This is a genomic window from Streptomyces sp. NBRC 110611 (genome assembly GCF_001590865.1).
GTDB lineage: Bacteria > Actinomycetota > Actinomycetes > Streptomycetales > Streptomycetaceae > Streptomyces.
Window position 1 is genome coordinate 183,189 of record NZ_BBUY01000008.1, and the last position, 14,422, is coordinate 197,610.

The following is a 14,422-nucleotide window of genomic DNA, read 5'->3' on the forward strand; positions in this document are numbered from 1 at the left end:
CGAGACCTCCCGTGAGCACTCCACGGACGAGGCCGGACAGCGGCGGCCCCGGCAAGACGGCCGCCCCACACGCGAATTCCGCATGGCCGAGCTGGCCGAGGAAGCCGGGATCACGGTCCGCACGCTGCGCTTCTACCGCGAGCGCAAACTCATCCCGCCACCGCGCCGCGAGGGCCGGATCGCCTGGTACAACGAGCACCACCTGGCCCGGCTCCGCACCATAGGCGCCCTCCTGGAGCGCGGCCACACCCTCGGCGGTATCGCCGACCTCCTCTCCGCCTTCGAAGCGGGCCGCGATGTGGGCGAACTCCTCGGCCTGCAAGGCGACTTGCAGAGCCCCCTGCTCCCTCCCTGGTCCGAGGAGACCCCCGTGCGCCTCACCCCGGAACAGCTCGTCGACCACTTCAGCAGGGACATCACCCCGGAGAACCTCAGCACGTCCTTCGATATCGGCTATCTCGCCATCGACGGGGACGAGTTCGTCCACATCAGCCGCCGCCTCCTGGACGCCTCCGCCGAACTCGTCAACAGCGGCATCCCCCTGGCCGCCGTCCTGGAGGCCGGCCGCAGAGTCCGTGCCCACGCCGACGCCCTCGCCGACCTCTTCACCACCCTCATCCGCACCCACCTCCTCGCCGACGTCCTGGACCACGCCGCCCCGGGCCCGGGCACCGCCCAGGACCTGGACCGAATAGCCCGCACCATCGAAGGCCTCCGCCCCCTCTCCAAGGGCGTGGTGGAGGCCGAACTCTCCATGGCCATGGACCGCCGGATCCGGGCCGAACTGGAGGGCCGGCTACGGCGGAAGGGGCAGGACGGGGAAGACCGCTGACCCTATGGCTCGCTACAGCCCGTACGCCACAGTCACGGGAGCATGATCGGACCACCGCTGGTCATAGCTCGCCGCCCGCTCGACGTACGCCTTCACCGCGCGCCCCGCCAGCCCCGGCGTGGCCATCTGGTAGTCGATTCGCCAGCCCGCGTCATTGTCGAAGGCGCGGCCCCGGTACGACCACCAGGAGTAGGGGCCCTCGGTGTCGGGGTGGAGGGTGCGGACGACGTCCACATAGCCGCCGCGGGTCTCGCCGAGGACCTCCGTGAGCCAGGCGCGTTCCTCGGGGAGGAAGCCGGACTTCTTCCGGTTGGCCTTCCAGTTCTTGAGGTCGGCCTCCTGGTGGGCGATGTTCCAGTCGCCACAGACCACGACCTCCCGGCCGTCCGCCGCGGCGCGCTCGCGGAGGCCGATGAGGTACGGGAGGAACTCCGCCATGAAGCGTTCCTTCTCGTCCTGGCGCTCGGTGCCCACCTCGCCGGAGGGAAGGTAGAGGCTGGCCACGGTCACCCCGGGCAGGTCGGCCTCCACGTAGCGGCCGCTGTCGTCGAACTCCGACGAGCCGAAGCCGATCCGGACGCGGTCCGGTTCACGGCGGGTGTAGAGGGAGACACCGGCCCGGCCCTTGGCCGCCGCCGGGGCGTGCACGGTGTACCAGCCCGCGGGCTCCCGCACCTCCTCCGGAAGCTGGGCGGCCTCGGCCCGTACCTCCTGCAGGCACAGCACATCGGCCGCGGTCTCCGCCAGCCACGGGACGAAGCCCTTCTTGGCCGCGGCGCGCAGCCCGTTCACATTCGCAGAGGTCACGGTGAGCATCCGGGCACCATACCCATGCCCGGCAGCTGATCGCCTTGTCGTGATCGCGTTCTCGTCCGTTCCGGCCGGCATTCGTTCCCTCGCGGGATTCCCGTACGCTTCGCGGAATGGAGACTCGCGCTGGCAAGATCACGATACGGCCGGTCCGGTACGACCACCCCGACGCGGTCCGGCTCGACGGCCTGGTCCAGCAGGAGTACGTCCGCCGCTACGGCGGCGAGGGCGATATGACGCCCCTGGACCCGGAGATGTTCACCCCGCCGAACGGTACGTATCTGATCGCGTACGAGGACGGGCGGGCGCTGGCCACCGGGGGCTGGCGGGCCCACGACGTCGCCGCCGACGGATACGCGGCCGGGGACGCCGAGGTGAAGCGGATGTTCGTGCTCCCGGAGGCACGCGGGCGGGGACTGGCACGGCGGATCCTGGCCGCGCTGGAGGCGGACGCGCAGGCCGCGGGCCGCTCCCGGATGGTGCTGTCGACGGGCAGTGAGCAGCCGGAGGCGCTGGAGCTGTACGCGTCCAGCGGGTACGCACTGGTGGAGAAGGCCGAGAAGTTCGGTCACTACCGGGCGTACGAGGGCAGTCGCTGCATGGTGAAGCCGCTGGCCGAGGCCGCCACCGCCGCCGGCACCTGCTCTGTTTGACGGGTCTCCCACTCTGTTTGACAGCTCTCCTGGCCGCTCTCCATACTCATTCCACTAATGAACTAGCTAAATAGATCGTCTAAGGGGGGATCCGGATGAGCGACGACCCGAGCCAGAGCCGGAGCCGGAGTCAGGGCTCAAGCCCGAGCCCGTGGGCCATCGAGGCCGAAGGACTGGGGAAGCGCTACCGTCGCACCTGGGCGCTGCGGGACTGCTCCTTCCGGCTCCCCGCCGGCCATATCTGTGCGCTCGTCGGCCCGAACGGCGCGGGCAAGAGCACCTTCCTCGGCGCCGCGACGCGGCTGGTACAGCCGACCGCCGGAACCCTGAAGCTGTTCGGCGTCCCGGTCAGCGACCCGGCCGTCCTGGAACGGGTCGCCTTCCTCGCCCAGGACAAGCCGCTCTACCCCCGCTTCACGGTCGCCGAGACCCTGCGGCTGGGCCGCGAGCTGAACCCGCGCTGGGACCAGGCGCTGGCCGAGCGGATCGTACGGTCCGGAAACGTGCCGCTCACCGCCCGGACCGGCACCCTCTCGGGCGGCCAGCGCACCCGTGTCGCCTTCGCCCTCGCCTTCGGAAAGCGGCCCGACCTGCTCCTGCTCGACGAGCCGATGTCCGATCTCGACCCGCTCGCCCGGCACGAGCTGTCCGGGCTGCTGATGGCCGAGGCCGCCGAGCACGGCACGACCGTCCTGATGTCGTCCCACGTGCTCTCCGAGCTGGAGGAGATGTGTGACTACCTCGCCGTGCTGGCCGAGGGGCGGCTGCGGATGGCGGGCCCGACCGAGCAGCTGGTGCCCGCGCACACGCTGGTGACGGGTCTGGCCGACGGCGACGGCGACGGAGTGCCCGAGGAGCTGCGGCGGCAGCACACGATCATCGAATCCCGGGTCACCGGGCGGCAGTTCAGCGCCCTGATCCGGCCCGGCGGACCGCTCTCCGACAGCTGGGAAGCCCTGGTACCGAGTATGGAGGAAGTCCTGTTGGCCTATCTGCGGACGCCCGGAGCCCCCGGCCTGATAGCGGACGACGCCCGGGAGGTGACGGCATGACGACCACCGGCGCCGCGACCACCGCTGCGACCACGACTGAGACCACGGCCGCTCCGTCCCGTACGCTCCTGCGCGGCCTGCCCTGGCTGGTCTGGCACCGGCACCGCTCGTTCCTGCGGCTCGCCCTGCTGGCCACCGTCGCGGGGTGTGCGCTCTTCGTGTACCAGCGCTTCGGCCTGATGGACTTCCTGCACGTCAAGGGCTCCTCAGCCGGCACCCAGGCCGCCTCGCACCCGGCCGACGAGCAGCTGCTCAACGAGTTCCGCAACCACTTCGGGGAGCTGATCGAGAAGAGCGCCTCCTTCCTCCAGTACGTGCCCGTCATCGCGGGCGTCTTCCTCGGCGCACCGCTGATCGCGAGCGAGCAGGAGCACGGCACCCTCAAACTGGTCAGCACCCAGTCGGCGGGCCAGGGCCGCTGGCTCGCGGTCACGCTGGCCCTGCCACTGGCCGTGGTCACGGTGTGCACCACCCTGCTGTCGGCCGCCTTCACCTGGCTGTGGGCACCGGCTCACAACCTGGCGATGGACGGCGACTGGCTGGTGGGCGGCGCCTTCGACAGCACCGGCCCGGTCCCGGTCGCCAAGGCCCTCTTCCTGACCGCGTGCGGTATCGCCATCGGCATGCTGATCAAGCGGGTGGTGCCGGCGATGGCGGTCACCGCCCTCCTCGCCTTCGTCTTCAGCGTGATCTGGGCCGAGAAAGTACGCGACCACCTCGGCACGCTGCGCAGCCTCAGCTATCCGTACGACGCCGGCGGCCCCGACCTGCCGCTGAGCTCCGTACGGATCGACGAATGGCTGTCCACCGCCGGCGGCAAGCTCTACGGGATCGGCACCTGCACCGGCGCCGACGGCGACGCCTGCCGGGCCAAGCTGGGCATCGTCAACCGCACGACCCAGTACTTCGACTACGGGCAGATGCCCGGAATGCAGTGGCTGGGCGCGGGGATCCTGCTGGCGCTGACCGCCGTGGTGCTCGCATTCGTCGTGTGGTGGGCCCGTCGGCGGCCGCTCTGAACGGCGAGCTGCGGTGCCCGCCGGGCGGCGCTTTGACACCCGGTACGGGCGGCCCGATCATCGAGCGGTCGGGCCGCCCGGCCGCGGCGGGGACGGGCAGAGCCGTGACACCGGAAGCAGCAGAACCGAAAGCTGCAGAAACAGCAGAAACAGCAGAGAGGTGGTGAGCGTCGTCGAATTCCGGATCGACCGTCGCAGTGGCGTCGCCACCTACCTCCAGATCGTCCAACAGGTCAAGCAGGCGCTGCGGTTGGGCACCCTCGTGGAGGGCGACCGCCTGCCGACCGCCGCGCAGGTCGCCGCCACCACCAAGGTCAACCCCAACACGACCCTGAAGGCCTACCGCGAACTGGAGCGCGAGGGCCTGGTCGAACCACGCCCCGGCCTCGGCACCTTCGTCAGCCGTACCCTCGCCCGCCCCGAGTCCGCCGCGGACGCCCTGCTCCGCGCGGAACTCCGCTCCTGGATGGAGCGCGCCCGGGCGGAGGGGCTGGACCGCGAGGACGTACGAGCGCTGGTGGACTCGGTGCTGGAGGAGCGGTACGGGCAGCCGGCGTGACCCGCGCGCCCCTCGTGACCCGCGTGCCCCTCCCCCCCGCTTGACCCTCACGTAACGTCAGGCCGCACCCTGATCGTCGTACACGACGGCAGGACGAAAGGTACGGCGATGGGCTACTCGGTCGGGCAGGTCTCCGGCTTCGCGGGGATCACGGTGCGCACCCTGCACCACTACGACAAGTCCGGCCTGCTCTCCCCCAGCGACCGCAGCCCCGCCGGCTACCGCCTCTACAGCGATGCCGACCTGGCCCGGCTCCAGCAGATCCTCTTCTACCGGCAGCTCGGCTTCCCCCTCGACGAGATCGCCACGATCATGGACGACCCGCAGGCCAACGCCCTCGACCACCTCCGTGCGCGGCACCGCCTGCTCACCGACCAGATCACCAAGCTGCAGCGGCTGGTGGAAGTCGCCGAGCAGGCCATGGAGGTCCAGCAGACCGGGGTGGAGCTGACGCCCGAGGAGCGGTTCGAGGTCTTCGGTGAGGTCGCTTTCGACCTCACCTACGCCACCGAGGCCCATCTGAAGTGGCAGCACAGCGAGGGTCACCAGCGTTCGATGGCACGGGCCGCCGCACACTCCAAGGAGGACTGGGCAACGCTCATGGCCGAGGCGGCCGACTGGCGGCGGCGGCTGCTCGCCGCCTTCGACGCCGGAGCCCCGGCGGACGGGGAGCGTGCCATGGACCTCGCCGAGGAGCACCGGCAGCACATCAGCCGCTGGTTCACTCCGTGCCCCACCGATATGCACGGCCGGATCGCCGACGACTTCGCCGCCGATCCGCGCGCCTTCGCCCTGATCGTCCCGCCCGCCGAACAGCGCCCCGGCCTCGCCCCGTATCTGCGCACCGCCGCCCACGCCAACGCCGTACGCCAGAACGACCAGGGCTGACGAGGGCTGACCAGGGCTGACGAGGGCTGGACGGCCGGCCGGCCAGGGAACGACGAAGGACTGACAAACCCATGACAAAGATCCTGATCACCGCCGCCGGTTCGTACGGCGACATCGCCCCGTACACCGGCGTCGGCGCCCGCCTCCGTGCGGCCGGCCACGAGGTCGCGCTGGCCACCCACGACACCTACGCGCCCCTCGTACGCGCCGCCGGCCTGGAATTCCGCCGACTGCCGGCCGACCCGCGCACCCACCACACCCACCGCTCCGAGCACGCCGAGCACTCCGGCCACGCCGAGCACGCCGGCCCCGAATCGCCCGAGCGCGGCACCCCGACCGGCAAGCGCGCCCTGATGCGCCGGGCCGCCACCTTCATCAAGGAACTGGGCGACGGAATCGCCGACGCCGCACAGCAGGGCGCCGGAACCGGAACCGGCGCCGAACTTCTGCTGCTCTCCGCCACCACGGCCCCACTCGGCCGACACCTGGCCGAGGCGATGGACATCCCCGCCCTGGAGCTGCCCCTCACACCCAACGCCCCCACCGGCGATTTCGCCCCCATCGTCAGCGGCGGCCGCTCCCTCGGCCGCTGGGGGAACCGCGCCGCCGGCCGCCTCTCCCTCCGTATCATCGACCGCCTGTACCGGGACGCGGCCCACGAGCTGCGCGCCCGCCTCGGCCTGCCGTCCGCCACGCCGCGTACGGTCCGCCGCCGCGCCGAAGCGGAGGGCCGACCGGTGCTGCACGGCTTCAGCGAAGTCCTGGTCCCCCGCCCCGGGGACTGGCCCAGCCCCCTGACCGTCGTCGGGAACTGGTGGCCCTGGCACGCCCCTGACGCCGAACTCCCTCCCGTCATACGGGACTTCCTCGCTGCCGGGCCGCCCCCGGTATTCATCGGCTTCGGCAGCATGGCGGCGAACGGCGACGGTGAGCGCCTGAGCGCGCTGGCGGTGCAGGCCCTGCGCCGCGCCAAGGTCCGCGGCATCCTCCAGTCCGGCTGGGCCGGTCTCACCACGAGCCCACACGACGGCACGCTCGCCACAAGCCCGACGGACGACATCCTCACCATCGGCGAGGTGCCGCACGCCCTGCTCTTCCCCCACATGTCCGCCGTGGTGCACCACTGCGGCGCCGGCACCGCCGCGGCGGGTCTGCGCGCAGGCGTGCCGACCGTCCCGGTACCGGTCGCCGCCGACCAGCCCTTCTGGGCCGCCCGGCTGGCCTCCCTGGGCGTCGCCAGCACCCCGGTCCCCTTCAAGGAGCTGACCGAGGAGCTGCCCCCGGACCGCGCGGTCGCCCGCCTGGCCCACGCCCTCACCCAGGCCACCGGCGCCCCCGCCCGCCGCGACCACGCCGCCGCTGCCGCCCGCCGCCTCGCCGCCGAGGACGGCGCCGGTGCGGTCGTCCACGCAGTCCAGCAAGCACTCGACGCGTAAACAGTCGATTCAGGGGCGTACCTGACGTATCGACAGGTACTGGCACACCCGCCGACGTCCGGCGTCGCGGATCGGCACCCCGCGATATGACCAACCACCTGATCGGCGGCCCGCCACCCCTCCCCGGGTTGTGGCCACGCGTCACAAGGCGTGGGCTCGCAACTATGACCACGTTCCGTAAGAGCACCCCGAGCCGCCCGCGCACCCCGCTGCGCAGCTGGCTGCTGCGCGTCACCACACCGGTGGCGCTGGGCTCGGTCCTCGTCCTGACGGTTCCTCAGGCCATCCGCGCCGCGCCCGCCGCCGAGCCCGCGGCCGCGGCCGAGCCGTGGCCCCCCGCCGACGCCGACACCTGGACCCGTCCGCTGAAGGCCTGGACCCACTACCACATCAGCGTGCCCTACGGCGTCCCCGGCGACTGGCAGGCCGGCCGTCACACCGGTGTCGACATCGCCGTCCGCCCCGGGGTTCGGGTCAGATCCGTCGGTACCGGCACCGTCGTCCATACCAATAAGGCAGGCGACTACGGAAAGGCCGTCACCGTCCGGATGAACGACGGCCACTACACCCTCTTCGCCCACCTCTCCCGCATCACCGTCCATCCCGGCCAGCGGGTCCGCGCCCGCACCCGCCTCGGCTACAGCGGCTCCAGCGGCCGCTCCACCGGCCCCCACCTCCACTTCGAGGTCCGCGCCACGCGCCATTACGGCTCGGACATCGACCCCCTCACCTACCTCGCCGACCACGGGGTGCGGCTCCCGGCCCACCTCCTCGACGACTGAGCCCGTCGGGTCCGGCCGTGGATCCGGCCGTGGATCCGGCCGTGGATCCGGCCACGGGCACCGTCCCGGTAGCATCACGCGCAACGAGCGGCACAGGTCTCTCACCACGAGGCGCCGCACGGCACGGGAGTGGCGGAGAGACCGGGATGACCAAGTGACCGGGGCAACGGAGTGACCGGTCCGGCGGAGTGACCGGGGTGAAGGAACGACCGGGGTGAAGGAGTGACCGGGGTGGCGGACGTGGCGCGGCTCAGAGTTCCTGTCGGCGCGGATGCGGAGCGCTGGGCCACCCGTGCCGGCTGCCGACGCGTCCTGCTCGTCGTCCACAACGTCACCTCCGCGACCCGGCTGCTGGACGTGGCGCCGCTGTTCGATGCCGATCTCCGTGTGCAACTGCTCATCACCTGCACGGGTTCCTCGCCGTTCCTGGCCGGTGTGCCCGAGCTCCTCGCCTCCACCGGGCTGCCGGTGCTCTCTTGGGAACAGGCGAAGGAGACACCGGTGGACCTGGTCATATCCGCCAGTTACGGCGGTGAACTCCACCTTCTTCCAGGCAAGTTGGCAGTCCTCTCGCACGGCGTTGGATACAATAAAAGGCTCGCGACACCGGACACCGGACACCGGACACCGGACACCGGACACCGGACACCGGACACCGGACACCGGACACCGGACACCGGACACCAAGACAGCGAGACAGCGGACCGGTCTTCGGTCTCTCGCCGGAGTGGCTCCTGCACGAGGGACGCCCGCTCGCGACCGCCACGGTCCTGTCCCCACCCCGAACAGCTCGAACGGCTCACGGCCGCCTGCCCCGAGGCCGCGCCGACCGCCGTGCTGGCCGGAGACCCCTGCTACGACCGGATACTCGACGCCCTTCCCCACCGTGAGCGCTTCCGGCGCGCGCTGGGCGTCACTCCGGAACAGCGCCTGATCGTCCTCAGCTCCACCTGGTCGCCTCACTCCCTGTTCGGCGACGGAGACGGGAACGGGGACGACCTGCTTCCCTGGCTCCTCCCCCGCCTCACCGCCGAGCTACCCGCCGACGAGTACCGCACGGTGGCGGTACTGCACCCCAACATCTGGTACGGGCACGGCCCCGGCCAGGTCCGGGCCTGGCTGGAACGAGCCCGCCGCGCCGGCCTGACGCTGATCCCTCCGCTGGAGAGCTGGCGCCAGGCGCTCATCGCGGCAGACTGCGTCCTCGGCGACCACAGCAGCGTCACCTACTACGCGGCGTCCCTCGGCGTGCCCGTCCTCCTCGGCGCCTTTCCGCAGCACGCCCTCGACCCTGATTCCCCCGTCGCCGACCTCGGCCGCACCGCTCCGCACCTCCGCCGACGCGACAGTCTGCGCGACCAGATCGACCAGGCCATCACCGGCCACGCCCCGGGCCGCTATACGCATCTGGCGGCCCAGACCAGCTCGTCACCCGGCGAATCGGCCGGTCGGCTGCGGCGCCTGTTCTACGGCCTCATCGGCATCCCGGAGCCCGAGAACCGGCCGGCGCTCCTGGAGCCGCTGCCGCTGCCGTCGTACGCGCCCGCCGAACGCACCGCGCCCGTACAGGTGCTGGCACGGCTGCTCAGCGGCGACCCACCAGAGGTCGCGGTCACCCGCTACACCGATGCCGAGTTCTTCCCCGAGGCGTCCGAGGAGTCCGAGGAGCCTGCGGAGGGGGCCGCCGATTCCCAGCACATAGCGGTGCACGAGGACACCAGAGCGCCCGGCCGGCGGAGCATCGCCGATGTGATCCTGCGGTACGCGGACGCGGAGGACCCGCGAGTCGGGCCGCCCGCCGCCTGGACCTCGGAGGTCCTGATCCGGCACCCGTACTGCCGACTCGCCGCGTACATCGACGGCCCGGACCGCTGCACCGTACGCACTCGCAGCGGGCAGCTGGTCCGGCTGGCCGCGGCGGCTCCGGCCCGTGGCGGCGGCCGGACCGATCTCTGCGATCCGGCGGCCTACGCGTCCGCGCTGCACGCCTGGCTCAGCAGCGGCAAGTCCCTCGCCGAGGCAGCACCCGGCATCACCGTGGTGACCGGCACCTCCCGCCACCCCATCACGGTCGAACCAGTCGAACCATTCGACCCATTGGACAATCCCCCCGTTCAGCTCCCCTCTCCCACTCCCTCTCCTTCTCCCCCTCCCTCTCCCTCTCCCGCCCCTTCTCCGTCTCCCGCCCCTACATCGGCCCCCGCATCGGTCCCCGCCTCCGGCGCCGACCCCCCGAGGCGGTCCCGCACCCGGGCGAGCGAAACGTAATCCCCGGCCTTCTCGTACAGCCCGGCGGCGGTCCGCAGATCGGCCGTCGCACCGGCGGGGTCGCCCAGCCCCCCGGCGCACCGCGCCCGTAGCTCCGCGGCGTCGGCGTGCTGGAGTTCGGCGCCCACGCTGCGCATCGTGGCGATGGCCTGGTCGAGACAGACCTGGGCCAGCTCGTACTCCCCGGCGTCCAGGTGCGTCTCGCCCAGGCTCATGTACACCCGGCCCTCGTTGTAGAGGTCGCCGCCGTCCAGGGCCCGGAACCGGGCGAGTGCGCCATGGAGCCGCCGGACGGCGTCCGCGTGACGCCGCTGCCCGCGCTGGGCCCGGCCGATGTGGTGTTCCAGCAGCGCCAGTGCGCGCGGTACGTCCTGCGCGCCCTCCTCTCCCGGCCCGATACGCCCCAGAACCCGCCGCGCCTCCTCGAAACACGGCTCGGCACCGTCCCAATCCCACATCTTCAACCGCAGCAGCCCGAGGGCTTCCACCGCGCTGGCCTGGCCCCGGTGGTGCCGGGCCCGCTCCTCGGCCGCCACGGCCTGCCCCAGGGCCTCGCCGGCGGCTTCGGCCCGGCGCGCGCCCATGTAGGCGAAGGCGAGCTGGACCAACATCCGTCCCTCCGCCCGCGGATCGCCGAACTCGGCGGCCTGTCGCCGCGCGGCCTCGACCCCCAGCAGGTGCGTTTCGATCCACTGCTCGTGGAAGCCGAGGCGCAGATGCAGCCCCCACATCGCCTCGCACAGCTGCCAGACCAGCTCGTCGAAGCCGTAGTGATCGGCGGCACGCACGGCGGCGGCGAGGTTCTCGCGCTCCCGCCGCAGTTCCGCCAGCGCGGCCCGGCCGTCCTCGGGCCCGCTCTCCGTCGGCCCGTTCTCCGTCGGCCCGTTCAGCTCGCGGTACGCGCGGCCGAGCCGCCAACGCTGCGGCAGCACGCGGAAGTCGGCCGCCGCCGCCCGCCTCAGCAGCCAGCCGACGATACGCCGGACCGCGTTCGCCAGATCCGTATGCCGGTCCTCGGCCGCGGCCAGCTGCCGGGCGTGTTCGCGTACGAGGTCGTGGTAGCGGTAGCGCTCCTCGTCGATCTCTTCGAGCAGATGCACCCGCGCCAGCTCCTCCAGCAGCAGGCGCGCCTCGTCCTCCTCGACGCCGACGGCCTTGGCCGCCATCCCGACGCTGAGGCTCGGCCACGCCCAGACCGCCGCCAGCCGGTAGAGCCTGGCAGCCGGCGGCCTCAGCCCCTGGTAGCCGATGTCATAGGCCCGACGCACCACATCCCTCGGCGTCCGCTCCTCCGGCTCACGCACCCAACCGACCTCCCCCTCATGCCTGTCGGCCGAGACCGCGGAACCGGAACCGGACTCGGAACCGGGGCCGGGACCGAGGCCAAGGCCGGAACCGGAACCGGAACCGGAACCGGTCAGCCGTCGCACCATCGACTCCCACGTCAGATGCTCCCGTTCGGCGAGCTGACTTCCGGTGGCGCACAGTGCGAGCGGGATCCCGGCGCAGTGCTCGGCGACGGCCAGCGCGCCGGCCTCCCGCCCGGCCACGCGGGCGTCCCCCACGATCCGGGTGAGCAGCCGCACCGAGTCCGCCGGGGAGAGCGGCGGGAGGGTGCGGGCCAGCGCCCCTCGCTCGGCTGCCAGCCGCCCCAGCCGCAGCCGGCTGGTGACGATGACGAGACAGCCCGACGAGGCCGGCAGCAGCGGCTCGACCTGCGCCTCGGAACTCGCGTTGTCCAGCACGACGAGCATCCGCCGGTCCGCCAGGCAGTCGCGGTACAGCTCGCTCTGGCGCTCCTCATCGGCCGGCATCCGTTCCGGCGCGACCCCGAGCCGGTCCAGGAACCGGACCAGCACATCGGTCGGCCGCAACGCGTTCGCCCCGGACGCGCCCGCGAGATTCGCATAGAGCTGGCCGTCCGGGTAGCGCCCCTTGAGCTGATGCGCGCAATGCGTGGCGGTGGCGCTCTTGCCGATGCCGCCGGGCCCGCTGAGAAAGACCACCGCGGGCGCGCCCTCGGTCCGGCACGCCCCGTCCACGAACCGAGTGATCTCGTCCAGCACGGTCGTGCGGTCGGTGAACGTCCCGCTCGCCGGCAGCAGCATCTGCGGCCGGGAGGCGCCGTGCGCCACCGCGGGAACAGCGCGTGGCGCCAGCCACTGGGCTTCCCGCGCCCACGCCAGTACCTCACGGGCGAACTCCGGCGACCTGGCGGCCACCTCCCACAGCTGGGCGACCGCCGCCCGCCGTTCCCCCTCACTGACCGGCAACGCGATCCGCCCGATTCCGCTCCCGCTCCCGTCGCCTTCCGGGCCCGCCGCTTCGCCCTCCCCCTCCGGCATACCCTCCGGCGTATGCTCCTGCCGCGCCCGCCGCAGAAACCCGAACAGCGCCTCCGAACTCCGCCGCGCCACCTCCCCACCGGCCCCCGAAAGGGCCCCCGAACTCACCGTGCTGACGGCCGACAACACCAGCGACCCGAACCCGTCCACTGCCACCCCCAACTCGCGGATCCGCCAACGATATCGAGCCGCCCGCTCCCGCCCGTAGCGACAACACCACGCGGGACCTCCGCCACAGCCACTACCCGGAAGAGCGGAACTGGGGAGAGAAGAGGAGAGCGCGGAACAGGCGCTGGTTGATCTCAGAGCCGCAGAAGCGTGCGCCGCTTCGTCGCCGCGCTTCATTGCTGTACTTCGCTACCGCGCTTCGCTGCTGTACAGCGCGAAAAAGCCCCCACCGGATCTTCCCGGTGGGGGCTTTGACGTGCTGTGGACCTGAGGGGACTCGAACCCCTGACCCCCTCGTTGCGAACGAGGTGCGCTACCAGCTGCGCCACAGGCCCTTGCGACGAGTGAAACTCTAGCATCCCGGTCGCGGTGCTCGGAAATCGCTTCCGGTGCCGGTCAGGGGAGCCGGTGGGGCGGGGTGGCCGCGGAGGGGGCTGGCGCGGGGTGGTGCGAGGTGGGTCACTCGTTGGCGGCGCGGGGGCGGTCCTCGTCCTCGTACTGGTCGAAGAGGGGGGTGCGCCCGCGCGGGCGGCGGGCGGGGGCGTCGGCCTGCGGCTTGACCTGGGGCTTGGGCTGGGACTGGGGGCGGTCGGGGGCGGCGCTGGACCGGGCAGAGCTCCAGGCGTCGTCGGCGTCCAGGTCGACGTGGCTGGTGGCGCGCGGCGCGACCGGGGCGGTGACGTAGGTGGGGAGGGGGACCGGAACGGGCTCCCAGCTGCCCGCGGCGGGGCGGGGGCGCTCGCGCTGCTGGTCGACCCACTCGGCGTGATCGGTCTCCTCGACGACGGCGCGGCGGCCGGCGGCGGGAGAGGGAGTGGCGGCGCGGGGTGGTTCCGGGGCCGGGGCCGCAGGGGTGTCGGCGCGGGCGTCGGCCGGGTGGGCGTCGACGGGCGGCTGGTCGGCCGCCTGCCGGGGGCGGTGCCGGCCTTCCCGCAGTCGCTGGGCCGCCGCCTCCGCCCTGCGCTGGTCCATGGTGAAGGTGAAGCGGCGGCGCTCCTGGGCACGCAGATACATGATGTACGCGGTCAGGAGCAGGGCGGGGAGGGCGGGCGCCCAGAGGAAGGGGAAGCCGCCGACGGCGGCGACGACGGCGCCGGCGGTGAAGGTGAGGAAGAGGACGGTGATGGTGCGCCGGCGGCGGGCGAGGACCTTGGCGCGCTTGGCGCGTTCGGAGAGCGAGGGGCGCGGCGGGGCGGGCTGCACCCGGGTGGGCGCTTCGGAACCGTCCACGGGGGCGGGGTCGCCGAAGGGCCCGGCGGCGGCCTCGTCGGCCGGGGCGCCCGGCTCCGGTGCGGGGAGATCCGCGCTCGCATCGTCGGTGGGGTAGCCCCCGTGCGCCTTGTCGTAACGGCGCTGCATGGCCGCGCGTCCGGACAGCAGCCGGATGGCCGTGCTGAAGCGCTCGGTCGGACGGGCCTCATTGAGCTCGTCCTGCCTACGGAGCCACATCGGCACCAAGTAGGCGGCCCAGGCCCCGACGATGACTGCATAGATGAGGCCGCTGCTTCTCACAACTCACACGGTAGAGGGGTTTGCGTGGGGCCATCCGCCAATTGGGCCGGTGTGTCGCACGATCTGGCTGATATCTCGAACTTTTTTGTGATGGTAGA

General features: G+C 72.3%; 11 protein-coding genes and 1 tRNA gene. 8 read left to right on the forward strand and 4 right to left on the reverse strand.

Annotated elements, in window-relative coordinates; translation table 11 throughout:
* Window positions 1-82 precede the first annotated feature (82 nt).
* Entirely contained in the window at window positions 83-832 is a 750-nt protein-coding gene (locus AZE13_RS19420) for a MerR family transcriptional regulator (RefSeq protein WP_066933166.1), read from the forward strand.
* Window positions 833-844: 12 nt separating this feature from the next.
* On the opposite strand, the gene AZE13_RS19425 is transcribed toward AZE13_RS19420, so the two are convergent.
* Window positions 845-1,648, reverse strand: a complete 804-nt coding sequence (locus AZE13_RS19425; protein WP_066933168.1) for an exodeoxyribonuclease III — start codon at window positions 1,646-1,648, stop codon at window positions 845-847.
* 107 nt (window positions 1,649-1,755) lie between these two features.
* Between AZE13_RS19425 and AZE13_RS19430 the strand changes: the two genes are divergently transcribed.
* From AZE13_RS19430 to AZE13_RS19460, 7 genes are all read left to right on the forward strand, one after another.
* The gene (locus AZE13_RS19430; protein ID WP_398780172.1) at window positions 1,756-2,295 is read left to right on the forward strand and encodes a GNAT family N-acetyltransferase; all 540 of its coding nucleotides are present in this window, start codon (window positions 1,756-1,758) and stop codon (window positions 2,293-2,295) included.
* 95 nt (window positions 2,296-2,390) lie between these two features.
* The gene (locus AZE13_RS19435; protein ID WP_066933171.1) at window positions 2,391-3,347 is read left to right on the forward strand and encodes an ABC transporter ATP-binding protein; all 957 of its coding nucleotides are present in this window, start codon (window positions 2,391-2,393) and stop codon (window positions 3,345-3,347) included.
* Window positions 3,344-4,366 carry an ABC transporter permease subunit gene (locus AZE13_RS19440; RefSeq protein WP_066933173.1) on the forward strand — a complete coding sequence of 341 codons (1,023 nt, stop codon included), beginning with the start codon at window positions 3,344-3,346 and terminating at the stop codon, window positions 4,364-4,366. Before AZE13_RS19435 ends, AZE13_RS19440 begins: the two co-directional genes overlap by 4 nt.
* Before the next feature lie 160 nt (window positions 4,367-4,526).
* Window positions 4,527-4,925, forward strand: coding sequence for a GntR family transcriptional regulator (locus AZE13_RS19445; RefSeq protein ID WP_066933176.1), 399 nt, complete (start codon window positions 4,527-4,529; stop codon window positions 4,923-4,925).
* A gap of 108 nt (window positions 4,926-5,033) precedes the next feature.
* The gene (locus AZE13_RS19450; RefSeq protein ID WP_066933179.1) at window positions 5,034-5,813 is read left to right on the forward strand and encodes a MerR family transcriptional regulator; all 780 of its coding nucleotides are present in this window, start codon (window positions 5,034-5,036) and stop codon (window positions 5,811-5,813) included.
* A gap of 71 nt (window positions 5,814-5,884) precedes the next feature.
* Entirely contained in the window at window positions 5,885-7,249 is a 1,365-nt protein-coding gene (locus AZE13_RS19455) for a glycosyltransferase (protein ID WP_066933182.1), read from the forward strand.
* Between the two features lie 164 nt (window positions 7,250-7,413).
* Entirely contained in the window at window positions 7,414-8,031 is a 618-nt protein-coding gene (locus tag AZE13_RS19460; protein ID WP_066933185.1) for a M23 family metallopeptidase, read from the forward strand.
* A 2,114-nt stretch (window positions 8,032-10,145) separates the two neighbouring features.
* On the opposite strand, the gene AZE13_RS39055 is transcribed toward AZE13_RS19460, so the two are convergent.
* The 3 genes from AZE13_RS39055 to AZE13_RS19485 all read right to left on the reverse strand — a co-directional run bounded on the left by AZE13_RS39055 (window position 10,146) and on the right by AZE13_RS19485 (window position 14,324).
* On the reverse strand, window positions 10,146-12,644 hold the full coding sequence (locus AZE13_RS39055) for a tetratricopeptide repeat protein (RefSeq protein WP_066933194.1): 2,499 nt from the start codon (window positions 12,642-12,644) through the stop codon (window positions 10,146-10,148).
* A 430-nt stretch (window positions 12,645-13,074) separates the two neighbouring features.
* Window positions 13,075-13,147: transfer RNA gene (locus AZE13_RS19480), tRNA-Ala, on the reverse strand.
* Window positions 13,148-13,271: 124 nt separating this feature from the next.
* Window positions 13,272-14,324, reverse strand: a complete 1,053-nt coding sequence (locus tag AZE13_RS19485; protein ID WP_066933197.1) for a hypothetical protein — start codon at window positions 14,322-14,324, stop codon at window positions 13,272-13,274.
* Window positions 14,325-14,422: the final 98 nt, after the last annotated feature.